Source organism: Turicibacter faecis (genome assembly GCF_037076425.1).
In the GTDB taxonomy this organism is placed as follows: domain Bacteria; phylum Bacillota_I; class Bacilli_A; order MOL361; family Turicibacteraceae; genus Turicibacter; species Turicibacter faecis.
This window is the reverse complement of record NZ_AP028127.1, coordinates 285,587-309,835: the sequence shown is the minus strand read 5'-3', so window position 1 is coordinate 309,835 and position 24,249 is coordinate 285,587. Positions and strand designations below refer to the sequence as shown.

The window sequence follows — 24,249 nt, the reverse complement described above, 5'->3', positions numbered from 1 at the left end:
AAAAAAGTCAGCATTTCATTCTTAAAAAGAAATACTGACTTTTTTAATTTTAATACTTTTGTCGATCACGTAAGGCCTTTTCGATTTGACGATTAGCGTCCTTTGCTTTAAGGTCTTGACGTTTATCATAATTTTTCTTACCTTTAGCAACTCCAAACAATAATTTAGCATAGCCATCCTTGATATATAACTTTAAAGGAATTAATGAGTATCCTCCCATTTTTTGAACGCCAATTAAACGATCAATTTCCTTTTTATGTAACAATAACTTTCGGGTACGTAACGGATCATGATTAAAACGATTACCTTGCTCATAATGCGAAATATGCATGTTGTGAACAAATGCCTCATTACGATCGATCCTAACAAATGAATCCCGTAAATTAACCTTTCCAGCACGGATAGATTTAATTTCTGTCCCTTGTAGTACAAGTCCCGCTTCAAACGTATCTTCAATAAAATAATCATGCCCCGCTTTTTTATTCTGTGCTATTGTTGATCCCACGCCTTTTGGCATTATTACACCACCTTATAAAAACTTTATTGCTCTACCTTATCATAAGTAATATACTCTACTACTTCAACTGTTGATGAATAAGTCTCCATTAACGCCCTTACTGTCTCAAAGTACTCTGCCTGATCGGAATCAATCAATGGAATAACATCGTATTCTTGTCCAGCTTGTTTTGCATAATTATAAGTTGGCATTAACTGAGGGTGTTCAATCTCAATCGTCGTTACATTTCCAATTGTCGTCTTTTTAATATTAAATTTTAAAATAGCACCGACTAAGCGATCTAAACCTTTTTGTCCAGAAACAAAATTTCCAAGCGAATAAGCAACCAATGTCTTGTTTCCGTGTTGCCCTGTTAATAAATCCACAGGTTGTAAAACATGAGGATGAGTCCCTAAAATAATATGAACGCCTTGATCGGCTAACCATTGAGCCTGTTCTTTTTGCATCTCACTCGGAATATTTGAATATTCAACTCCCCAGTGCATCGATACGACAATAGAATCGGCCACACTTTTCGCTTTTTCTATATCAGAACGTGCAATTTCATAATCAAATTCATTGGCCAAGTATGGTTTATCCTCTGGTAGACGATGTCCATTAAACCCATAGGAATAAGATAATAAAGCAACTTTAATTCCATTTTGTTCAATAACAGGAATCTGTTCTCTTTTTTCTGCAGAATCCGTCGATCCAGACGTAATAATTCCTTCAAAGGTTTCCCAGTGTTTTTGAGCTGCTAAAACTCCGTCTTCACCTTTATCTAACGTATGGTTATTTGCACGTGAAAACATATTAAATCCAATATTAATTAAATCCCTTGCAATTTCATAAGGGCTATTAAAATTAGGATAACTCGATAGACCAATCTCAACCCCACCAATGTTTGTTTCTTGATTAACAAAGGCAAAATCAGCTGGATCAATATAAGGTTTGACATGTTCAAAAAGTGGCGCAAAGTCAAATGCCTCTCCTTCTACACGGAAATCATTATAAACCGTGTCATGTAACAAAATATCACCAATACCTACCATGCTTGCCTCATAAACATGAATCTCAGGTCCCTTAGAAAAGGTAATTCTAATTTTTTCTTCATAAGGTTCGGCATCATAACTAATAGGATACCCCTGATTTACCTCATTTGAGTATTCTGGTTCATTATATACAACTTGTTTAGAATCAATCAATTGACTAGCGATTAACTCATCTATATATGCTTTAACCTCTTCCTCAGACTGACTCGACACATCTTTTCCTTTAGAAAAGGTTAAAATGACATCGCATTTTTGTTCTTTACCGCACTTTTCTTGTTCGGTAACAGTCCCATAGGCAACTGTATCCGAATAAACAGAGCGGTAATCAATCGTTATATCATTACCCGATTCATAGTGTTTCACACGTTCAACATCCCAACCAACCATGTCTGGTAAGACGAACGATTGGGCTAATACTAATAAACCAACCATGACGAATAAAAATAAGATAACATTACGCCAATTAATTGATTTCAATTTCTTCATCATGACTTTCCTTGCTCCCTTTCAATCGATAACCTATTACTTCTTTTTCAACTTGCCATTTGAAGTAGCATTCGTTTTTTTACGTTTTGGTTTTGGATTTTTAAAGTTAGTATCCGTTGATTTATTCGTTTTACGCGAACGAACAGGACGATAATCACGGTTACCTCCTTTTCTATCACGTGAACGATCCTTTGAGCGCCCTTTACGTGACACTTCCCGTGTATCAATTCGTTTAAATCCGCGTTTTTGACGGCTTTTACTCATTCCTACTAACTGGAAGTCAATCGTACGTTCTTCTTTACTAGCTGCTAAAACGATAACTTTAACTTTATCCCCTATTTTGTACACCGTTTTAGTTCGACGCCCAATTAGAGCCAAATTATCCTCATCAAACTCATAGTAATCATCTGTTAAATCATTCACATGAACAAGACCCTCTACGGTATTTGGCAACTCCACATACATTCCCCACTTAGTGACTGAAGAAATAATCCCTTCAAACTCTTCATCAATAAATTGAGTCATGTATTCCGCCTTTTTCATATCCTCTACTTCGCGCTCTGCATCAATTGCATCCCGTTCACGCTTAGATGTCTGTTCACCAATTTCAGGCATGACCGCTGAATAATAAGCAAGGGTTTCTTTCGATAAATCTTGGTCAAATAAATAACGTCGAATTAATCGATGAACAACTAAGTCCGGATAACGTCGAATTGGGGAAGTGAAATGTGTGTAAAACTCGGCCGCCAATCCGAAATGGCCCAGACTCTCCTCACTGTACCGTGCCTTTTGTAACGAACGAAGCATCATCGTATTAATGGCTGCATGTTCTGGTTTACCATGTACCGCTTCTGTAATCATCTGTAAAGCTTTTGGATGAACATGTTCCTTCGTTCCCTTAATCTCATAACCTAATGCACGTGCTAATTTATAGAAACGTTCTAACTTTTCTGGTTTTGGATGTTCATGCACACGATAAATAAACGGAACATCCATCCAGTGAAAATGTTCTGCCACTGTCTCATTTGCCGCTAGCATAAAATCTTCGATAATTCGTTCCGCGATTTCTCGTTCACGAAGAACCACGTCAACTGGGAATCCATATTCATCCACAATAATTTTTGACTCTTCTAAATCGAAATCGATTGATCCTCGATCATGACGACGTTGACGTAAAATTTGAGAAAGTTCATACATCATTTTAAAAGTCGGAACTAACTCCTTGTAGCGCTCGCATAATTGTGGATCTTCATCAATTAAAATGCGATTAACGTGATTATAAGTCATCCGTTCAGTTGTCTTTATAATAGAAGGGAAAATTTCGTGGTTAACGACTTCACCTTTTGGAGAAATTTCCATCTCACACGTGATTGTTAAACGATCAACCTGTGGATTTAATGAACAAATTCCATTTGATAAACGATGTGGAATCATAGGAATCACACGGTCAACCAAGTAGACACTCGTTCCTCTAAAGAAGGCTTCTCGATCAAGAGGTGATCCCTCAGTCACATAGTAAGAAACATCGGCAATTGAGACTCCTAATAAATAATTCCCATTTTCAAGCATACGAACATGGACAGCATCATCTAAATCCTTCGCGTCATCCCCATCGATTGTAACGATCGTTTCCCCTCGTAAATCACGGCGTCCTTTATAACTATCATAATCAGGTTCACTCGGAATTTGCTCCGCCTGTTCTAATGCCTCTTTACTAAATTCGGGAACAATATCATACTTATACACAACCGATAAAATATCAATTCCCGGATCATTTTTATGTCCTAAAATTTCAGTGACTTCTGCTTTCACCACATTATTCTCTAAATAGTCTATAATACGAACACGCACCTTATGGTCTTTAACAGCACCCTTCGTTTTATTTTTAGGAATTGCCACAACAGCCTGATAGCGTGAATTGTCCGGTTTAACATAGCCAACCTGTTTGATTTCATAATACGTCCCAATAAAATCCGTCATTCCTCGTTCAAGAACCTGAGTAATTTCACCTTCTAAACTATCACCTTTTGAACTTGGTAAAATTTTTACGAGTACCGTATCCTTGTGTAACGCCCCGTTTAAATCCTCACTTCGAACATAAACGTCATCCATATCTTCAATTTCAACAAACCCAAATCCTTTGGGGTGAATAGAAATAATTCCTTTATAATAACCTAACTCACGCGCCAAATCATATCGATCATTTTTTGAACGCACCACGATCCCTTCATCTTCAAGAGATACCATCAATTTAACAAATTCCTTAAAAGACTTTGAATCATCAATCTGTAAATAATCCACTAATTCATCAATCGTCATTGCCTCATAGTGACTCGATCCTAATAACTCTAATACTGTATTGCGCAAATAGCACACCTCCAACTCATAACTTATATTCTATCATAACTCCATAAACATTTAACCATTTTTTACTACGAATAGATAAACTAACCAAACCTATCCTATCACTAGTTTATACAAATAGGTCTATTTTATATCACTATTATTCCCTACTCTAAAAAATTTACCCAATTTTTATAAAAAGGGCTCATCCATTACCTCTATTCCCCTCAAGCTCTACCTTACGAAAAAGAGTTTAACCGCATCCTTAACTTTTAAATCCTATTCATATCCTACTTCATTCAATAAAAAAACTCATATTCATTTTGAATATGAGCCCACAATTATTTCATAAAAACCATTAATCCTAAAACTAAAAAGGCAATTGAACAAATATATGTTGCTCGAACAACGTATACCTCTGCTCCGCGTTCCTTTTGATTTTTAAATAACTCGCTATTACCACCTGAAAGAGAATCACTTAACCCCTGTTTAGAACTTTGTAAGGCTACCAAAATAATTAGGATTACAGAAACAATCATAAATAGAATATCTACTACGCCATATTGAAACATCCTAAACCCTCCTTATACTATAACAAAACTTTATCATATCCAGTATACAATTTCAACCATTATTTAAGGAGAGTCTTAGATAATAAAAATAAATAAAAATAATCATTAAAGAGGGTAAAACATATAACAACAAATTTTTCACTTCTTTTCTTAATAACATATAAGTTAACAAAATAGACTCTAATAAACCGACAATAACTAACAATCGATTCGATGTATCTAAAAATTCAAAAATACTCCCTGATACATAACAAATATCCGACAATGCTATAATAACGAAATTAAATAGGTTACTTCCTACAATATTTCCTACCGCTAAATCATAATTTTTTAGGCGCACAAGACTTACCAAACTTGCCATCTCCGGTAGAGAAGTTGCTACCCCTAAAAACATGGCCCCAATAAAGGAAGACCCAATTCCACTTATTCGAGCAATCTTGTCTGTAACAACAGAAATAAGTAAACTTGAAACAACAATTACAATAGCAGATAAAATAAATTGATAGACGAGAACCCTGAGCCGGCACGTAACCTTTGGATTTAACAATTCCTGCTCCTCGCCATCAGCAACTAGGCGAATATTGATATAATATAAAATTAAAATAAAAAATGATGTAATTCCAATATGACCTATTCGTCCGGTTAAAAACCCATATAAGTTCAAGAAAATAAAAAAATAAACGAACGTACTCAGCACATTTGTCTTTACATTCAACTGCTTTGTCCAATTAAATAGACGCGATTTAATAAATATTAAATTTCCTACCGCTAAAATAAAAATATTAAAAGCGTTGCTCCCTAAAATATCACCCATTGCTAAATCAGCATTATTTAACACAATGGTAGAAGAAAGACTTGTAATTAATTCCGGAAGGGAAGTCACCCCTGCTAATACGATACCTGAAATAAAGGCTCCACCAATTTTAGTCCGTTTTGTAAACTCATCTACACAAGAAGAAATACGTATGGATGATACAACAACAATGATTGATAATATAAAGTACTGAGTTAATAGCATCCCCATCAAAAGCTCCTCCTACGACCATAACCAAACTCATACATCTAACCGTATGTTATAATAAACTAAAATATGCAGTAAGAGCATTTCCTTGCAACAACAGACAAAAAAAAGTTCGCTAAGCGCGAACTTTTTCTTTTTTCTCTTTCATTAATTCCCACATATATCTTCCGATAATTTTCAAAATACCTGCGATTGGAATAATTAATATCATTCCAATAACCCCAAAAAACTGTCCACCAATCATAATCAACGTAAATACAATAATCGGATGAAAATCAATCGATTTAGAAAAAACAAACGGTTTAACTAAATTTCCCTCAATCACATTCAAGGCTGCAACTCCTAAAATAACATAAATCGGGGTTAACGGCGAAACCATCAAACCAAAAATCGCAGCAGGTATCGTCCCAATAACCTGTCCCACATAGGGGATAATATTTAAAAATCCAATGAGAGTCCCAAAAACAATCGCATTATCTAATCCAATAATTGAAAAATAGATAGAGGCTATAATAGACAGAACAACAGAAACCAATAATGTTCCCGAAACATATGCGGTCACGACAGACTCACATTCTTTAAGCATTTTGAATAGTCGGTCCTGATGATGTATAAGTAATGCCTGGCGAATTCCTCCCCTTATTTCATGAAAATGGCTCAAAATATAGTACAACGCTACCGGTACCAAAAAAACCATTCCTAACACCAAGGTAAAACTACTACTAAATGAAGATAGCCACGGTCCTAAACGTGATAGAAACGATGAGAAAATTTTAATCACCTCAGAGTTTTGAGAAAACAACTTTGTAAAATCATAATGATAAAAATCGATATCGCTTAATTGCCACTTATCAACTAAAAATTGAAGTCTTTCTAATAGGGCAGGAATTCTTCCCATCACCTGCTGGATATTTACAACAAAATAGGGAATAAGGCTAAAAATAGCATAAAAAACAGTTCCTATAATCGTTAAGAATGTTAACCAGACGGAATAACTTCGCTTAATTTTAAATCGGCAAAACAATTCAACGACTGGATTTAATAAATAAGCAAGACAAATTGCAATCAAAAATGGTGACAAAATAAAATTCATGATAGCAAGAGCTGGAGTTAAAATCGGAAAAACTAATTTAATGATATGGATCAATACCAAAATACCGATTAAAATAAGAACCCCATTCAAACAAGCGTAATTGATTGATCCCTTGAAAAACTTCACTGACAATCCCCCTTTTTAAATATATAGCGAGAAGAATAATCTACGCACGCTAATTTCGGCATAAATAATCCACTTTATCCTTTGTAGAGTGTCCTCACCCTTAATCCAATTACAGTATATCCTTTAACACCTACTTGTAGACCTAGCTCCTGCAATAAGCGTTAACCTATCATTCAGATGATAAACTAAAAACCCCCTCTCTTTGTCGGAGAAAGAGAGGGGGCATAAAGTTAATCTAAACTAAAATAATTAAATTATTTTTTTAAGTTATAGAATGATTTAACTCCGTTGTAAACAGCTTGTTCACCTAATTCGTCTTCGATACGTAATAATTGGTTGTATTTTGCAATACGGTCAGTACGAGACATTGAACCTGTTTTGATTTGTCCAGCATTTGTAGCAACTGCGATGTCAGCGATTGTAGCATCTTCAGTTTCTCCTGAACGGTGAGATACAACTGCAGTGTATCCAGCTTTCTTAGCCATTTCAATAGCTTCGAAAGTTTCAGTTAATGTACCGATTTGGTTAACTTTGATTAAGATAGAGTTTGCAACGTTTTTCTCGATACCTTCAGCTAAACGCTCAGTGTTAGTTACGAAGAAATCGTCTCCAACTAATTGCACTTTATCTCCGATTTTTTTAGTTAAATAATCCCATCCAGCCCAGTCGTCTTGGTCTAAACCGTCTTCGATTGAGATGATTGGATATTTAGAGCATAATTCAGCGTAGAAATCACATAATTCTTCAGAAGTGAATACTTTTCCACCTTCTCCAGCTAAAACGTATTTTCCATCTTTGTAGAACTCAGATGAAGCAACGTCCATAGCGATCATTACGTCTTTACCTGGAACATATCCAGCTTTTTCGATAGCTTCTAAGATAACTTTGATAGCAGCTTCGTTTGATTCTAAGTTTGGAGCGAATCCACCTTCATCACCAACTGCAGTGTTTAATCCCATACCGTGTAATACTGATTTTAATGCATGGAATACTTCAGCTCCCATACGGATAGCTTCTTTAAATGTTGGAGCTCCAACAGGCATAATCATGAACTCTTGGAAGTCGATGTTGTTGTCTGCATGTTCTCCACCATTGATGATGTTCATCATTGGAGTTGGTAATTCTTTAGAGTTGAATCCACCTAAGTAACGGTATAATGGTAATCCAACAAAGTCAGCAGCAGCATGAGCAACAGCCATAGATACACCTAAGATTGCGTTAGCTCCTAATTTTCCTTTGTTTTTAGTTCCGTCTAATTCGATCATTAAACGGTCAATTCCACATTGGTCAGTAACGTCCATACCAACTAAAGCAGGAGCGATAACTTCGTTAACGTTTTTAACAGCGTTTAAAACACCTTTTCCTAAGTAACGTGATTTATCTCCATCACGTAATTCAACTGCTTCATAAATTCCAGTAGAAGCTCCAGATGGTACTAAAGCACGTCCGAATGATCCACTTTCAGTTGTTACTTCTACTTCAACAGTAGGATTTCCGCGAGAATCTAATACTTCGCGAGCATATACATCAGCAATATAAGGCATTTAAGACACTCCTTTTTCTAATTTTTTCACACTTCTTATTATAATACATTTTTTTGCATATTAAAGATATTTTTAAATTGAAAACGCTATTTTTTATATTTTTATTCATTCCTACCATAATACTAAAAAAAACGACAAACTCCTTAATTCCCCTTTTCCAAATCAGGTAATTACTTATTATTTCTAAATATCCTCCATTTATACACTTTATTATATCTCTATTAGATATCCTTTATTAAAAATAAAAGTGTCATCTTTAACCAATTAATCCCTCGCTATAAACAACTGATGCGGTAATGTAGAAAAAATCTAAATCTTCTCCTAAAGTAAAGAAATCCATTTTAATGACGATAAAAGCCTTTCAAAAATGAAAACTTAATCATCAACCTGCCGCTCCCTCTTCCCATCCCCTTATTTAATAACCATTGTGGATGAAACAATCGATAAATTCTACAAACCTCGAGATTTTTATTTTAAGTGAAGATATAAAAATTGGCGAAAAAAGCAAAAAAAAATCAGCTTCATCAAGCTGAATCAATCTTTTCATAAACTGGTGCCGGGTGCGAGAATCGAACTCGCGGCTACGCATTACCATTGCGTTGTTTTACCACTAAACTAACCTGGCCATTCACACTATTATTCTAACATATATTTCTAAAATTTCAATCCCCTATCCCATCATTTAGGAGTATTTCATAAAAAACTAAATTTCTTCAACGATCTCATTTATAATAACCTTACTCAATAATAAACCTATCAACCCATTTTGAAAAGGAGACGTCTTAAATGAAAAAAATTATCATCTCACTCCTAATGATTGGAATTCCTCTTAGTCTATACCTCCCTATTACCTTATCGTTTGTTTCAGAAGAATCCGATCCTTTTTCTTCACCTGAAGAAAATCCTTTAGTAAGGGAAGTTTCCCCACCTAGTTCAACGATCACCGAAAATGATCAAGTTTCTGAAACATCATCAGTTCCCGAGTTCACGGTAGATGACTTTTTTACCATTCAAACTCTACAAGAAAAATACGGAGACTCTCTCGCTTCCTTAATCCCAATCGATCCACAATACATTGAATATGATGACCTACGGTACCTAGAAATTCTTCATGTTGGTTTTGATGGTGAGATACACCAAGGAGAACTCATTGTAAATCAGGCGATTGCCGAAGAGGTACTACAAATCTTTAAAGAACTTTATACAATTTCTTTTCCAATTGAAAAAATGAAGGCCATCCATCATTACGATAACTCTGATGAATTATCCATGGAAGATAATAATACAAGCGCCTTTAATTTCAGGATGATTACAAATGGATCTACTCCTTCAAATCACGCCTACGGATTAGCGATTGACATTAATCCTAAAATAAATCCTTATGTGTACGCAAATAAAGTGTTACCCGCAAACGGCGAAGACTATACGGACCGGGGACAGGAGATTCCTGGTATGATTACTGCGGAAAGTGAAGTATGTGAAATTTTCAAAAAATATGGTTGGAGTTGGGGTGGTGATTGGAACCAACCAAAAGATTATCAACATTTCGAAAAAAATATATCTTAAAAGAGCATCGCGAGAAGCGATGCCCTTTTCATAAAAATTATTATTTAATAATTGATTTTCCTGTCATTTCTTCAGGTTGTTTAACATTTAATAATTGTAACATTGTTGGTGCTAAGTCTCCTAAGTTTCCACCATCACGTAACTCAATTCCTTCTTTTGTTACGATGACTGGAACTGGATTTGATGTATGAGCTGTATATGCTCCACCATTTTCGTCCACTAATTTTTCAGCATTTCCGTGGTCAGCTGTAATAATAGCGACTCCACCTTTAGCGATAATCGCATCAACTACTTTACCTAAACACTCATCAACTGCTTCTAAAGCTTTAACTGTTGCATCAAATACCCCTGTATGTCCTACCATATCTGGGTTAGCAAAGTTTAAGATAATTGTATCGTGAATATCCTTATTAATTTCAGCCACACAAGCATCTGCAACTTCGTATGCTGACATTTCAGGTTTTAAATCATATGTTGCAACTTTTGGTGAGTTAATTAATACACGTGTTGCTCCTTCGATTTCTTTGTCTACCCCACCGTCAAAGAAGAATGTAACGTGAGCATATTTTTCAGTTTCAGCGATACGTAATTGTTTTAATCCGTTTGCTGAGATAACTTCTCCGTAAGTATTAGCTAAATCCTGTAATCCAAAAACAACTGGTCCTTTTACAGCATCCCCGTAAGACATCATTGAGATGAAGTAAACATCTTTAGGTCCTTTTGAAGGATCTAATGCTTCTTTACCTTCTTTAGCAAAGCTTGCTACATTTTCAGGGTTAGATAATGCAATTGCAATTTGTTGTGCACGGTCAGGACGGAAGTTAGCGAAAATTACTGTATCTCCATCTTGAATTAATCCGTTTGCATCAACTACAAATGGAACAACGAATTCATCTAAGATATCGTTTTTATATGAAGCTTCAACCCCAGCTTTCGCTGATTCGAATTTTTCACCTGTTCCTTGAGTCATTGCATCATATGTTAATTGAGTACGGTCATAGTTTTTATCGCGGTCCATTGCATAATAACGCCCTGATACAGTCGCAATTTTTCCAATTCCGATTTCTGTTAATTTATTTTCTAATGCTTCTACATACTCTAATGCTGATTTAGGAGCAGTATCGCGTCCATCTAAGAAAATATGTACATACACTTCTTTTGCACCTTGAGCTTTAGCTGCTTCTACTAACGCGTAAATATGCTCATTATGTGAGTGAATTCCACCTGGTGATAATAATCCCATAACATGCACTTTTTTGTTATTTTCTAATGCGTGTGCACATCCTTTTTCAATAACAGGATCATTTTTTAAGTCTCCATTTTTCACAGCTAAGTTAATACGAGTTAATGATTGATAAACGATACGTCCTGCACCTAAGTTTAAGTGTCCTACCTCTGAGTTCCCCATTTGTCCATCAGGTAATCCAACTCCTAATCCAGATGCCTCTAACGTATTATGAGGATATTTATGGAATAAACGATCTAAGTTTGGCATTTTAGCTGCTTGAACTGCATTTCCAGCAGTTTCATCACGTAAACCAAAACCATCTAAAATAATTAATGCTACAGGTTTTTTAGTCATAGTATTTCCTCCTTCGTTCTTATAATAATAGTATACTAAACTTTAATTCACAAGTATACGGATATCAATTTGTAAGCGGTTGTAATTTTTTTCAGACAAAAACATTTTTTATTATCTCTAATTAAATATTTTTTATCCAAGCTTTTCTTATATTCTACTATTAATGTGCAATTTTTAAGAAAAATTTTCCAAGGAATGAAAATACACTTACCCTATGCAATTTTCAACTCTTCAAAAATGGTTTTTAATTCCACACCTTTTTGAGCTTTATGATAAATTAATTTCACTAATTCTTGTTTTTGCTTTCGTTGACACTGGCGTAAACTGTCACCCAAACAACGATTATTTAACGTTATTCGTTTTAAATAAAGGTAAACGAATTGAATCATTAACATCAATCGTTTAATCCCTTGTAAAGTTCGAATTTGATAGTTCCCCATTCCGAAATTTTGCTTCACTTCTCGGAAGAAAATTTCAATAGGCCAACGTTTAGTATAGTGTTTAAGTAGTTGTTTGGCAGACATTTTCAAATCATGACTCATAAAACAACGTAAAGCTTTTTCTTCCAAAGGAGCCGTTTGGCGAACTTAAAATGATTTGGACGACATGTCCCCCTCTTATTCGTCCCTTATATAGATACGTATAATAACGCTCAGATCCGACGGTCACTAAGTCGAGATCATGAAGGGATAATGTTTTCGCAAATTGTTTCAGTTGAATTCCGTTGGGACGGTAACCTTTAGGAAGAATGATTCGATTCGTTTTAATCGCTCCTAAATAATGAAACCCGACTTGCTTAGCCGTTTGAAGGAGAGCTTCACACGTATACCAACTATCCGCTAAGACATAGCCTTTATAGGGAGGTTTGGGTAATTCCATCAGAGCTCTTCGAACGAGTTCGATTTTACTCTGTTTCTCTTTTTCATAGGGAATGATTTGATAAGGAAGAATTAAATCCTCACATTGAAGCATCAAGGCGACAAATTGATGACCATAAACGTGTTGATGATGAAGATGAGAAAAGTGCCAGCTACATCCTTGAATAGGATGTGTTGCCCGTGACGAAGGTTTAGTTTTAACACAAGTCGTATCATCAACCATCACGTAAATAGGTTGTTGAGTTTGATAAGAACGCTGATAGATACAGGATAAAACATAGGTTTGAATCTGGTGACTGATCGCCTCCTCATCCCAAGGACTATCCGTTAAAAATCGTCCAAAACTTGTCCGATGACAGTGTTTAACGGCAGAGATTTTCCCCTGATAATTTTCCTGAATCATCAAGTTTAGAAACTGGTTAACATGATTAAACTGAGGTTTAGATAAGAATAAATCTAAATCAAGTTGTTTTAAAAATTTGAAAATTGAATTTGAATCTGATATAATACTATCCATGAACATTAACTTAATTCCCCCTCGTTAATTGGTTGTAGGAGACTTAATTATACAGGGATTTAAGTTAATGTTTTTTCTTTTTTTACTGGTATTTTATAGCTGGAAATTAATTGGAAGTAGTTTTGCACATTAATAGTATTCTAAAAAAACCTTATTCATACACATTGTACATGAATAAGGTTTAACTTTTTGTTTCTAATTGGAAACAACTAATAAGAATCATCTCACTTTAGTTTAATTTTGTTCAGCTCGTTTTTGCTGATTTTCACGAATTTCTTCGGCCATTTCTGTTAACTTTCTCATTCGATGATTAATTCCTGATTTTGTCAATTTCATCCCGCGTTGCGTTGCAACTTCACTTAAATACGTTAAATTCTCCTCAGGAAATTCTAGTCTGAGTCTAGCAACATATTGCAAACGTTCCGGCAATGAATTAATTCCGTAAACAAAGTCTATTAGTTCAATATTATCAATTTGGCGCTTTGCAGCAGCAATTGTCTTCGTTTCATTAGCAATCTCGCAATTATTCAAACGATTCTCTGAATTTCTAATATCCCTAAAAATACGAACATCCTCAAAGTTTAGTACGGCATTATATGCTTCAATCGCTCTTAAAAAATCGCTAATTTTCTCGGCCTCTTTAATATAAGTAATATAACCCTTCTTTCTTTGAAGAACACGAGCATTTAAGTCAAAAACATTAAGCAGATCCTTTAAATCCTCTGCATGCTCTTCATCAAGCGTACAAATTTCAAAATGATAAGAGGAGGTCTCCGGATTATTTACTGATCCACCTGCTAAAAAAGCTCCACGTAAATAAGCTCTTTTACAGCAATCATATTCTATTAAATGTTTAGCAATTCCTAAAACAAAGCCGGTATCTGACATAATCCCTAACTCCGTCGCAATTTCGCGGGCATTTTTCTTAATACGAATAATATAAACATTATTTTTCTTAAGTTGCATTTTTTTTCGAGATAGTAAATCTACCTCTGTATCAAACAATTGCTTAATTAATTGTAAAGTTCTCCTGGCAATCGCAGCATTTTCGGTCGCAAAGTCCAAAACTAAACCTTTACTCGATAACGAAATCACACCGTTCATCCGAATCAATGCCGATAATTCAGACTTTGCACAACAATCATCTGATTGTATTTGAACTAATTCTTTTTTTGTTTCAGAAGCGAATGACATGGTATCACCCCTCCCTTTTTTCCTCGATATCTAATAGTAGCGAAAAGATAGTTGCCGCTACTTTTTTAGCGTTATGGCGTACCTCCCCTACACTGTTATATGAAACTAAACGACTTTTAATAATCTCAATATTCATTTCTTGAAGATTACATTCATCGATTATAACAATATCCGATTTTTGATCATAATAACGCTCATATGTCTCAGTATCAAGTTCCTCATCGTTCACAATAATCTTATCAACAAAGCTTGCACCTGCATGTTCATGAAGCGCACGCACATGATCAGAAGCCGTATATCCATTTGTTTCACCGGGTTGAGTCATAATATTGCAACAATAGACACATTCAGCAGATGTTTTAACCAAAGCATCAGAAATCTCACTAAATAATAAATTAGGAATAATACTTGTATATAAACTTCCTGGACCAAGTAGAACTAAATCGGCCTCCATAATAGCTTCAACAGCCTCTTCAAGTGCCCTTGCATCCTTTTTAGTATAATAAACCCGTTTAATTTTTTTATCAACAGTCGGGATAAGTGATTCGCCTTGAATGATTGTACCATCATCATACTCCGCACACAAGCATAACGGAGTGTTACATACTGGTAATACGCATCCTCGAACTTTTAATACTTCGCTCAACTTTTGAATAGCAGATGCAAAATCTCCAGTAATATTGGTCATCGCTGCGATTAATAAATTTCCGGTAGGATGTCCCGCCAAATCGGTTTGACCAGTAAATCGATATTGAAATAACTCCTGCACAAGAGGCTCTACCTCTGATAAAGCTACGAGTACATTTCTAATATCCCCCGGAGGGGGAACATCGAAATCCGTTCTCAAACTTCCCGAACTCCCCCCATCGTCGGCTACTGTTACAATAGCAGTTAAATCAATAGGATATCGTTTTAGTCCCCTTAATATCGTTGAAAGGCCCGTTCCCCCTCCAATAACCGCTACTTTTAAATCATATTCTGCCATAATGCTTCCCCCTACTTTTTATACGCACGATGAATATCCCGATGTGTGGCATTCGTCGCATAGTCATGTTCAAATGCGTGAGATAAATACTCCGCAATTGCCACTGATCGGTGTTGTCCACCCGTGCACCCAATTCCTATAATAACTTGAGATTTTCCTTCCGCTTTATATTTTGGAATTAAAAATTGCAATAAATCAGTCAATTTCGATAAAAATGTTGTGGTCTCCTCAAACCCCATGACATACTCATAAACACTTTCATCAAGCCCGGTTTGTGGACGCATCTCCTCAATATAAAATGGATTAGGTAAAAATCGAACATCGAACATAATATCTGTGTCAATCGGTGTCCCATGTTTAAATCCAAACGACATAAATGTTACGCTAAAATAATCCTTATCGATATTCCCATACTTCGTAATGATTTGTTTCTTTAATTCTTTTGCTGGTAAACCCGTCGTATCAATTTTAAAATCAGAAATATCAAAAATAGGTTTTAGTAATTTACGTTCCTTATGAATTCCATCTAATAAGTTGGTATCTCTTGATAACGGATGTGTTCGACGTGTTTCCTTATATCGCTTCACTAACGTCTCATCATTCGCATCTAAGTATAGAACATGAACATTCACATAGTGACTATCTTGTAAAAAGTATAACATCTCATCGATAGAATCAAAATCCAATGAACGTAAATCAATAACCACCGCTAAATTAACTACATGTTCACTGGTCCCCATAATTAAATCTGTTAATTTAGGTAACAGTTTCGGTGGAAAATTATCAATACAATGATAACCAACGTCTTCGAGACTATTTAAAACGACACTCTTCCCGGCACCACTCATTCCGGTTACAATTAATAAATTAATTTTCTTCATCTAAGCACACCCCTTCATTTTCATTCGTTAACTTAAAACTTCTTTATCCTCAACATCGTAACTTGATATAACCTTAATTAGTTCATAAGTCGAAGTATAAAACTGTGTCGATACGATGGGTTCATCGTGATGAATTAAATGCTTAATGATAAAACGATCACCTTCAAACATCGGTAAATGATCTAACTCACCTACATCATGCCACTTTAAAATGCCTTCGCGATTAACCTCTTGTAATGAGCCATCGGCATCGGTCCCTTTAATTGTGTATAACATCCATTCCTTTTGTCCTTCAGCCTCTTCGACTACAACCGTCGTCACGGCACCAAGGCTAACGTGCTGTAATTGAAGGCCAGACTCCTCAAAAAATTCCCTTATTCCCGTTTGAATAACATTTTCGCTAAATTCGGCTTTCCCACCTGGTAAAAACCATTTTTGACGACTTTGTTTAAATAACAACAATATTTTGTCATCTTTTAGCAATAAACTGTTTACGACACGCATTATTCCACCCTCTTCCACTATCGCTATTATATCACACATCCGAGCGAAATAGGAAAAATGATATTGACAACGTTGATTCTAACAACTCTATATTATATGTCGGTATCCTACTTTTAATCTAAAAAAAAGAATAACTATTTTCGATTACCTACAATCCCATTTTAATCTGTACCCTTTGTCAAGGACAAAGAAAAAAACCTAAGCAACTTGAAGCTGATTTCTGTATCCTACAGGAGTCAGCTTTTTTAAATTCCATTGATATCTAAAGTTGTTATGATAATCTATATATTCTTCAATTTCAATGAGTAAATCATCAAATGTCAGTTGATTGGTTATATCTGCTTCATCTTTTAGATGCCCAAAAAATGATTCTTGTGGAGCGTTATCCCAACAATTCCCCTTCCTAGACATTGATTGTTGAATTCCTAATTCCTTTAATTGATTCGAAAATTGCGGACTCGTATAATGCACGCCCTGATCGGAGTGAATAATCGTTTCCTTCGTTAATTGGACAGTCGGATTTTCTTGAAGTTGGTTCAGTGTTTGGAGAACAAAATCTATCTTTAAATGCTCACTTAATTGAAAAGCTAAAACTTCATTTGTTGCACTATCTAAGATGGTCGAGAGATAGGCAGTCTGACCCTTTCCATATTTTAAATAAGTGATATCGGTTAATAGAACTTTATAAGGTTCTAATGGCCTAAATTGACGATTAACAAGATTTGGACAGACACGATGTGCTTGTGTCGCTTTAGCGAGTTTACGATAGGGATTGCTTCGACGAACTTGACTCAATAGTCCATACTTTTTCATGATTCGATGAATAGATTTTAGGTTAAAGATAATGTTGAATTCCCCTTTAAGAACCATCGCTACTTGGCGAATTCCCTTGTTTTTTCGTCCCTTAAAACAAATGGCCTTTTGAATAACTTCTAAACGATGTTGTTCCTCCTTTAATCGCTTTAAACGAGCTTCTTCAGCACATAACGAAAAATAACGATAATAACCTGATCTTGAAACACCAAGACTATCGCATAAATGAGAAATTAAAGATTTAAATTTAGTTGATGTCTGATTCACTACTTGATGAATCATTTGAAACTTTACTTCTTTAGAGACTATTCGAGCATTTTTCTCATGAGTCTCAACTTTTTTAATAATTCGTTCTCAATCTTTAAAACTTCTAATTCAGCCTGCGTGCGTAATAATTGTTCTTCTAGCGTTAACTCTCGTTTTAGGGACCTTCCAGAATTCTTAGTACGACTATCATCCAATCCTAATGGGCCCTGGGTTTTAAAGGCTTGTTTCCAACGTTTAGCTGCAGAATTCACACGCTGCATGCCAAGCACCGTAACATTAAATCCATAGTATTCGAATATCTCTCGCGGAAACTTTCCTTTCTCGCTCATCATAATAAAGTTCTCCTTAAATTCTTTCGTATAAGTAATCCCTTTTTCAGATACTGACTTAACATATTCGTTTTGTTTGAGTTGTTCAATCTCTTGTGGTGTAAATAACTTCTTGCTCATTTAAAATCCTCCTAAAATCTAATAGTTAATATTATAACAAAAAGGCCCTAGAAGGTAGACTTTTTTTATTTGTCTACTCTCTAGGGTACATTTTACTTTTTTATTAGTATTAGTTATCTTAATTTCGTTTCAATATATTTAAATGCCGACTGCGCTGCAATGGCACCGTCATTTACAGCAGTAACAACTTGACGAAGTTCTTTACTAATAACATCTCCCGCTGCAAAAACTCCCGGAACCGGTGTCATCATTGAATGGTCCACTACAATATATCCAGCCTCATCTGTCACTTCTAACTCTTTAATCATATCAGTGATTGGGTCTAGACCAATATAGATGAAGGCACCGTCTGCTTCAATACTAGATACTTCATCTGTTTTTACGTTCTTAACCTTAACTCCGCCTAACTTTCCATCTTTATTTACAAACTCTTCTACAACGGAATCCCATACGAACTCAATTTTGTCATCTGCGAAAGCTCTTTCTTGTAAAATCTTTTGTGCACGTAGCTCATCACGGCGATGAATAACAACAACCTTTTCAACAAGTCCCGCCAAATAAATAGCTTCCTCAATTGCGGAATCACCCCCACCAATAACGGCTACTTTTTTCCCACGGAAGAAAGCACCATCACAAACCGCACACCAAGAAATACCGCGGCCAGATAACTCACTTTCTCCTGGCACATTCAATAATCGGTGTTTAGTTCCCGTTGCCACAATAACTGTCTGTGCTTTAATATGATGATCCCCACAATCAATAATCTTAATGTCATCATCACCTAAACTAATATTCTCTACATTGCCATATGCATATTCAGCCCCAGCCGCTTGAGCGTGTTCAAACATCTTCATCGATAACTCAGGACCCGAAATTTTTTCAAAACCGGTATAGTTCTCAATCTCAAATGTATTCACCATTTGCCCACCCGGTGCACCTCGCTCAATCATTACAACTGATAAACTTGCACGTGCCGCGTAAATTGCAGCAGTCATCCCTGCTGGCCCCGCGCCAATAATAGCTAAATCATAAATCTTTTCCATTCTATATCCCTTCCTTTTTAACAATATCAACTAATTCCTTTGCCTCATTAATTATATAAGTCGGATGATACGTTTTCAAATAATCCGAACCTCGCATTGCCCATCCTACCGCAACACTCCTCACACCTGCAGCATGAGCACATTCAATATCATGCGAATTATCCCCAACCATTAAACATTCATCAACCGAAAAATGATAGTAATCTAACACGCGTTGAATTGGTTCCTGATGTGGCTTAGGATTTGTTACGTCGTCAGATGACACAATTAAATCGAAAAATGAGAGCAAATTCAAATAAGATAATCCCTTAATCGCCATGTCACGTTTTTTTGAAGTCACAATGACTAATTTTAATCCCATTTCTTGAAGCATCTGCAACATCCCGACAATTCCCGGAAATGCCTCAATCATCTCATCATGATCTTGTTGATAATATTTACGATAGCAATGAACAAATTGCTCCGCATTATCTTGAAAATACTTCTCACCCGTTTGATGAAGAGTCGGACCGATACAGTCCATAATTTCCTCATCACTTAATACACGATGACTCATTAATTCCGAAAATGCCTGTCTAAAAGAATTAAAGATCAGGTGATTTGTATTAACTAACGTTCCATCCAAATCAAATAAAACAGCCTTTAACATCCCTTCTATCACACCTCCTAAATAGATTGAAATCTCATCGATTCCAAGACTTATGATTTATAAAAGCTCCTATATGAAATTAATTCCTTCTTCATCATGCGACGTCCAATCACGATAGAAAAAACAACAAGGATAATCATTAATGAAATAAACTGTGCTACCCTGATGGAATCTGTTAACATTAGACTATCTGTTCTCATTCCTTCAATAAAATAACGTCCAACCGAATACCAGATAGCGTAAAAAGCCGCAATCTCTCCAACAAGTACACGAGATAGTTTACGGAGAATAAAAATAATAATTAAAAAACCTATTATATTCCATAAAGATTCATATAAAAATGTTGGATGATAATATACCCCATTTATATACATATTATTCACAATAAAATCAGGAATAAATAAAGATTTTAAAAACTCCCGTTGAGCATCTAACGTTGATCCGGGAACTGCTCCACCGTGCGCCTCTTGGTTCATAAAATTACCGAAACGCCCAAGTGCCTGCGCAATAAGAAAGCTTGCCCCTGCGATATCAGCGACTAGCCAAAAATTAACCTTTCTCTTTTTACAAAACATATAGCCAAAAATGACTGCTCCAATTACTCCACCATGAATCGCTAATCCACCTTGCCAAATTTTAATAATATCGCCTGGATTAGCTAAATAATAATCAAGACTAAATAAAACATAGTAAAGTCTAGCACACACAATTGAGATAGGTAATCCATAAGTAACGAGATCATAAAAAAACTCTGATCCAATTCCCATTCTCTTCCCTTCACGCACTGCTAAAAAGAGGCCTAAGCCAACCCCTGACATGATAAAAACAGCATACCAATAAATCGTAAGTGGGCCAAGTTGCAAAAATACTCTATTAAGCGGTTCAATTGTTGAATGATCCAATACCCTTCCTCCATTCTATCTGATTTGAAAAGTGAGGATAACTCATCCTCACTTTTTAATGATTACTCTTTGACTGAATAAACTGATTTAATTGATTAGTAAATGCTTCTGCCGCATTATACCCCATTACCTTTAACCGATGATTCATAGCAGCAACTTCAATTAATGAAGCAATCGAACGTCCCGGACGAACTGGAATCGTGATTTTTGGAATGTCCGTATTGAATAAGCGAGTCGTCTCATCTGACAAACCAATGCGATTATATATTTTTTCATTATTCCAATCTTCTAGTTCAATCATTAAAGTTACACGTTTCTTATGACGGTAAGCACGCGCCCCAAACATCTCAACGACATTGATAATTCCGATTCCACGTACCTCGATAAACTGTTGTAACAATTCTGGAGCACGCCCTACTACTAAACCTGGTTCTTTTTCAAAAATATCAACACGATCATCTGCAATTAACTGATGTCCACGATGGATTAACTCTAACGCAGTCTCACTTTTCCCAATACTACTTTTACCTGTAATTAAAACACCGATTCCATTGACGTCCACTAATACTCCATGAACTGACTCGATAGGAGATAATGCCTCCTCTAAATAGTTAGAAATAGATGTAAATAAAACGGTCGTTTCTTTTGCACTTCTTAAAAGTGGAACCCCTGTTTCCTCAGAAAGTTCAATCATCTCTTGTGGAATATTGAAATTTTTTGAAAACACAATGACAGGCGTTTCCTCAGTGAATAAAACACGGGCTCTTTCACGTCGAACCTCGCTATCGAGCGACTCTAAGTATAACCATTCCTTAGTCCCAATAATTTGTACACGACGCTTCGCACTATCTCTAAAGTACTCAACAACACCTGTTAATTCCATTCCAGGACGTGACAACATCTGCTCTGTAATCGGACGATTCAATTTATCCTTCCCTGTCACGATCTCTAGCTCTAATTCCGCTACTAAATCTTCAACTGTTACTACGTTCATCAACTATTCACCACCAAATTATAATATAAACTAACCAGCCTCACGGATTGTTTCCAAAGCTTCCTTTAATAAATAGGGATTAAATTCTTTCAATAAGATAGAATGTACATGAATTAGACTAAAAAATTCCCCCAAACACGATTTCCCTTCAATAGTCTGTAACCGACTCCAACAATTCATTCACCATTCTAGTAAATAATCTAGAAGTTGGAATAATGACAAATTCACTCTGCAATGAAAATACTTTATATTAAAGTAAAAATAAAATCATCTTCAACAAACCTTCGTATTAATTATACCTCTACTGAATGATTGCTATTAAGAATATGCTCCCTCTACTCATAAATAAATGAATCTGACTAATTATTCTGAACACGCTATCTAGAAATTATCTTCCTCTTGAATTTAACTTAGGAATGCTTATTTTTAAATATTGACCTACTTTAACCTTTAAATCATCTTTATAAAACAAAGAAGGATCTTTCTTTAATCCAGATCAATTTAATATAGTTCGCGCCAATAATCTAATTCTATTCTATCATAAACTTTTAGTAATTGTTGTAAATTAGATTACTTTTTTACAGATGTCTCTTAATAACAAAAAAAGGTCTCCTGACTTTAACCGATCGACGTTAAAATCAGAAGACCCTTTTCATACTATTTACGCAACGACGTTTCTCGCCTTTTATATGACTTCAGCTAATGACCTAAATTATTGATTGTCGTAAGAACTTTCACTAACTGTCCATCCCTCTACAAGCATATAAAATTTTGATGACGATTACGTTTCGTAAACGAAAGATTACCAGCCCAATCTGAGGACTTTAGTTTGTTTGTATTTGCGGCCAAAATCCCATGGATTTGTATTGACCAATAAATCTAAATCATTTCCGGTAACAGCACCACCGCGATCTAAAACAATCGCTTTACCGATTCCGTCAATGTCTACGATTGTTCCACATGGATAATCTTTTCCAGCGGCAACAATCCGAACTGAACCATATGTACTATCATTATAGTAAATGGTTGAGCTAATATCTGTGTATGGTTTACACGCCACTCGTGTTCCACATCCTGCACAATGAATATCATAGGCAGTCATATTAGCAACGAAAGATGTAATTGGACCCGTTCCAATTGCAATCGTTTTGGTTTGACCTTCGTCAACCACATTCGTCTTTACTTCAGTTTGTTCGATCTGTTCTCCATTCTTATAAACCTTTTCGATGACGCGTTCGACTACTTTTGGCGAACCTTCATTCCATACTTCTTGTTCCCCTTGTGGAATGTCCTCCGTGTAAACATACTCTGTATCTAAATTAATTTCTTCAAATACGGATTCATATGCTTTTTCTACACGTGTAATTTCAATTTCCATATCTCCCTCAACCAAAGAAGATTTATCGACTGAAATTTCATCTGTTGAACTAAGTTCAATACTACGTTGTTTTAATACATCATCTACTGTTGATTCTGTTGTCATGACTAAAGTTTTGATTCCACCATCATTAATAACGACTGACTGGGCACGATTAATCTCAATGTCCATTCCATCGTAAATTTCTTCATCAAAACTTACATTCATATCATCAAAATTTCCAACTCTTATTCCTTGCTCTTTTAACAAGGCATCCACCGTCTGTTGATATGTGGTGAATGTATTCAGCTCTCCGTTATCATTGATGTTTACTTCCTTCAAGTTGGATTGCATGACAGCGTAGATTCCAACTACAATTACGCATAATGACATAATAAATGCAATTAGATCTCGTTTCATCTCATGCGCCTGTTGCCTAAAACAAATCCTAACGACTTTCATCGATAGCCCATTTTAGCAACAGTTCACCTCCTTCTTTACGTCCGATAAACAAGCAAGTAATCTTTCTAGAGTGAGCTTACGACGTGCCTATCATAGCACGCGTACAAAAAAAAGGTCAACCTTCTAAACCGGTTAACCCTTTGTTTAATACACTTTTTACACAAAAAGAACATAATTAGACCCGAAAAAGACACAAAATGTTCGGTTTTCGATATTTTTCCTTATTTTACTAAGACTTTTTGTCTAAAGAAGAAAAAATTTAAATATTAATCTGTTTACTCTATTATTGGTCCTTTTTTAATACACTATACAGAATACATTAATTTTTAAAAATATTTTTTATTAATACACCTAATCCCTCATTTAAAAACCATTCACATTTATCCCTCTTATGCTGCTAATATCATCGACTAAAAAAAGAGAGAGGACATTTTTACGTCTTCTCTCCTTTGTATCCTCAAAAACATAACTTT

At 35.5% G+C, this 24,249-nt stretch carries 21 protein-coding genes and 1 tRNA gene; 1 reads left to right on the top strand and 21 read right to left on the bottom strand.

The features are described 5' to 3' along the window. Nucleotides 1-49: 49 nt before the first annotated feature. From smpB to AACH31_RS01505, 8 genes are all read right to left on the bottom strand, one after another. Nucleotides 50-517: an SsrA-binding protein SmpB gene (gene smpB, locus AACH31_RS01540; RefSeq protein ID WP_161831809.1), complete on the bottom strand. Its 468-nt coding sequence runs from the start codon at nt 515-517 to the stop codon at nt 50-52. 23 nt (nt 518-540) lie between these two features. Continuing rightward, nucleotides 541-2,034: a CapA family protein gene (locus tag AACH31_RS01535; RefSeq protein ID WP_338617772.1), complete on the bottom strand. Its 1,494-nt coding sequence runs from the start codon at nt 2,032-2,034 to the stop codon at nt 541-543. Between the two features lie 36 nt (nt 2,035-2,070). Beyond that, nucleotides 2,071-4,401, bottom strand: coding sequence for a ribonuclease R (rnr, locus tag AACH31_RS01530; RefSeq protein WP_161831807.1), 2,331 nt, complete (start codon nt 4,399-4,401; stop codon nt 2,071-2,073). 317 nt (nt 4,402-4,718) lie between these two features. Beyond that, the gene (secG, locus tag AACH31_RS01525; RefSeq protein ID WP_161831806.1) at nt 4,719-4,949 is read right to left on the bottom strand and encodes a preprotein translocase subunit SecG; all 231 of its coding nucleotides are present in this window, start codon (nt 4,947-4,949) and stop codon (nt 4,719-4,721) included. A gap of 52 nt (nt 4,950-5,001) precedes the next feature. Further along, entirely contained in the window at nt 5,002-5,973 is a 972-nt protein-coding gene (locus AACH31_RS01520; RefSeq protein WP_338617771.1) for a sodium:calcium antiporter, read from the bottom strand. 112 nt (nt 5,974-6,085) lie between these two features. Further along, the gene (locus AACH31_RS01515) at nt 6,086-7,189 is read right to left on the bottom strand and encodes an AI-2E family transporter (protein WP_161831804.1); all 1,104 of its coding nucleotides are present in this window, start codon (nt 7,187-7,189) and stop codon (nt 6,086-6,088) included. Nucleotides 7,190-7,443: 254 nt separating this feature from the next. After that, nucleotides 7,444-8,733, bottom strand: a complete 1,290-nt coding sequence (eno, locus tag AACH31_RS01510) for a phosphopyruvate hydratase (protein ID WP_161832335.1) — start codon at nt 8,731-8,733, stop codon at nt 7,444-7,446. Nucleotides 8,734-9,284: 551 nt separating this feature from the next. After that, nucleotides 9,285-9,358, bottom strand: a tRNA-Thr gene (locus AACH31_RS01505). A 161-nt stretch (nt 9,359-9,519) separates the two neighbouring features. On the opposite strand from AACH31_RS01505, the gene AACH31_RS01500 reads away from it, so the two are divergent. Further along, nucleotides 9,520-10,299 (top strand): M15 family metallopeptidase, encoded by a 780-nt coding sequence (locus AACH31_RS01500; RefSeq protein ID WP_161832334.1) that lies wholly within the window; start codon nt 9,520-9,522, stop codon nt 10,297-10,299. A 40-nt stretch (nt 10,300-10,339) separates the two neighbouring features. Here the strand turns inward: AACH31_RS01500 and gpmI are convergent, their stop codons facing one another. The 13 genes from gpmI to AACH31_RS01435 all read right to left on the bottom strand — a co-directional run bounded on the left by gpmI (nt 10,340) and on the right by AACH31_RS01435 (nt 23,776). Then, nucleotides 10,340-11,881: a 2,3-bisphosphoglycerate-independent phosphoglycerate mutase gene (gene gpmI, locus AACH31_RS01495; protein WP_161832333.1), complete on the bottom strand. Its 1,542-nt coding sequence runs from the start codon at nt 11,879-11,881 to the stop codon at nt 10,340-10,342. A gap of 212 nt (nt 11,882-12,093) precedes the next feature. Then, on the bottom strand, nt 12,094-12,423 hold the full coding sequence (locus tag AACH31_RS01490) for a transposase (protein WP_338617288.1): 330 nt from the start codon (nt 12,421-12,423) through the stop codon (nt 12,094-12,096). Further along, nucleotides 12,413-13,282: a transposase gene (locus tag AACH31_RS01485; RefSeq protein ID WP_338617769.1), complete on the bottom strand. Its 870-nt coding sequence runs from the start codon at nt 13,280-13,282 to the stop codon at nt 12,413-12,415. The genes AACH31_RS01490 and AACH31_RS01485 overlap by 11 nt, the downstream gene beginning before the upstream one ends. 228 nt (nt 13,283-13,510) lie before the next feature. Further along, a complete protein-coding gene (whiA, locus tag AACH31_RS01480) occupies nt 13,511-14,470 on the bottom strand; it encodes a DNA-binding protein WhiA (protein WP_161832332.1) in 960 nt (319 codons plus the stop codon). Nucleotides 14,471-14,474: 4 nt separating this feature from the next. Further along, complete coding sequence (locus AACH31_RS01475; protein ID WP_161832331.1) at nt 14,475-15,455, bottom strand: gluconeogenesis factor YvcK family protein; 981 nt, start codon at nt 15,453-15,455, stop codon at nt 14,475-14,477. 11 nt (nt 15,456-15,466) lie between these two features. Next, the gene (rapZ, locus tag AACH31_RS01470) at nt 15,467-16,336 is read right to left on the bottom strand and encodes an RNase adapter RapZ (RefSeq protein ID WP_161832330.1); all 870 of its coding nucleotides are present in this window, start codon (nt 16,334-16,336) and stop codon (nt 15,467-15,469) included. A 27-nt stretch (nt 16,337-16,363) separates the two neighbouring features. Beyond that, entirely contained in the window at nt 16,364-16,840 is a 477-nt protein-coding gene (locus tag AACH31_RS01465) for an NUDIX domain-containing protein (protein ID WP_262950709.1), read from the bottom strand. Nucleotides 16,841-17,038: 198 nt separating this feature from the next. Continuing rightward, nucleotides 17,039-18,369, bottom strand: a protein-coding gene (locus AACH31_RS01460; RefSeq protein WP_411040339.1) for an IS3 family transposase whose coding sequence is annotated in 2 segments (ribosomal slippage) — nt 17,039-17,965 and nt 17,968-18,369 — 1,329 coding nt in all. Because the reading frame shifts where the segments join, the coding sequence is not laid out codon by codon here. 113 nt (nt 18,370-18,482) lie between these two features. Beyond that, nucleotides 18,483-19,412 (bottom strand): thioredoxin-disulfide reductase, encoded by a 930-nt coding sequence (gene trxB, locus AACH31_RS01455; RefSeq protein WP_161832328.1) that lies wholly within the window; start codon nt 19,410-19,412, stop codon nt 18,483-18,485. 1 nt (nt 19,413) lies between these two features. Then, nucleotides 19,414-20,061, bottom strand: a complete 648-nt coding sequence (gene ppaX / locus AACH31_RS01450; RefSeq protein WP_161832327.1) for a pyrophosphatase PpaX — start codon at nt 20,059-20,061, stop codon at nt 19,414-19,416. A 50-nt stretch (nt 20,062-20,111) separates the two neighbouring features. Further along, nucleotides 20,112-20,963, bottom strand: a complete 852-nt coding sequence (gene lgt, locus AACH31_RS01445) for a prolipoprotein diacylglyceryl transferase (protein WP_161832326.1) — start codon at nt 20,961-20,963, stop codon at nt 20,112-20,114. 55 nt (nt 20,964-21,018) lie between these two features. Beyond that, on the bottom strand, nt 21,019-21,957 hold the full coding sequence (hprK, locus tag AACH31_RS01440; RefSeq protein WP_161832325.1) for an HPr(Ser) kinase/phosphatase: 939 nt from the start codon (nt 21,955-21,957) through the stop codon (nt 21,019-21,021). Nucleotides 21,958-22,759: 802 nt separating this feature from the next. Continuing rightward, a complete protein-coding gene (locus AACH31_RS01435; RefSeq protein WP_237658955.1) occupies nt 22,760-23,776 on the bottom strand; it encodes a 3D domain-containing protein in 1,017 nt (338 codons plus the stop codon). Nucleotides 23,777-24,249: the final 473 nt, after the last annotated feature.

Excerpts from the sequence above, each read along its gene's own strand:
- smpB (WP_161831809.1), bottom strand. The coding sequence starts at position 517 with ATGCCAAAAGGCGTGGGATCAACAATAGCACAGAATAAAAAAGCGGGG.
- AACH31_RS01535 (WP_338617772.1), bottom strand. The coding sequence starts at position 2,034 with ATGAAGAAATTGAAATCAATTAATTGGCGTAATGTTATCTTATTTTTA.
- secG (WP_161831806.1), bottom strand. The coding sequence starts at position 4,949 with ATGTTTCAATATGGCGTAGTAGATATTCTATTTATGATTGTTTCTGTA.
- AACH31_RS01520 (WP_338617771.1), bottom strand. The coding sequence starts at position 5,973 with ATGGGGATGCTATTAACTCAGTACTTTATATTATCAATCATTGTTGTT.
- eno (WP_161832335.1), bottom strand. The coding sequence starts at position 8,733 with ATGCCTTATATTGCTGATGTATATGCTCGCGAAGTATTAGATTCTCGC.
- AACH31_RS01500 (WP_161832334.1), top strand. The coding sequence starts at position 9,520 with ATGAAAAAAATTATCATCTCACTCCTAATGATTGGAATTCCTCTTAGT.
- gpmI (WP_161832333.1), bottom strand. The coding sequence starts at position 11,881 with ATGACTAAAAAACCTGTAGCATTAATTATTTTAGATGGTTTTGGTTTA.
- AACH31_RS01490 (WP_338617288.1), bottom strand. The coding sequence starts at position 12,423 with ATGAGTCATGATTTGAAAATGTCTGCCAAACAACTACTTAAACACTAT.
- AACH31_RS01485 (WP_338617769.1), bottom strand. The coding sequence starts at position 13,282 with ATGTTCATGGATAGTATTATATCAGATTCAAATTCAATTTTCAAATTT.
- whiA (WP_161832332.1), bottom strand. The coding sequence starts at position 14,470 with ATGTCATTCGCTTCTGAAACAAAAAAAGAATTAGTTCAAATACAATCA.
- AACH31_RS01475 (WP_161832331.1), bottom strand. The coding sequence starts at position 15,455 with ATGGCAGAATATGATTTAAAAGTAGCGGTTATTGGAGGGGGAACGGGC.
- rapZ (WP_161832330.1), bottom strand. The coding sequence starts at position 16,336 with ATGAAGAAAATTAATTTATTAATTGTAACCGGAATGAGTGGTGCCGGG.
- AACH31_RS01465 (WP_262950709.1), bottom strand. The coding sequence starts at position 16,840 with ATGCGTGTCGTAAACAGTTTATTGCTAAAAGATGACAAAATATTGTTG.
- trxB (WP_161832328.1), bottom strand. The coding sequence starts at position 19,412 with ATGGAAAAGATTTATGATTTAGCTATTATTGGCGCGGGGCCAGCAGGG.
- ppaX (WP_161832327.1), bottom strand. The coding sequence starts at position 20,061 with ATGTTAAAGGCTGTTTTATTTGATTTGGATGGAACGTTAGTTAATACA.
- hprK (WP_161832325.1), bottom strand. The coding sequence starts at position 21,957 with ATGAACGTAGTAACAGTTGAAGATTTAGTAGCGGAATTAGAGCTAGAG.
- AACH31_RS01435 (WP_237658955.1), bottom strand. The coding sequence starts at position 23,776 with ATGAAAGTCGTTAGGATTTGTTTTAGGCAACAGGCGCATGAGATGAAA.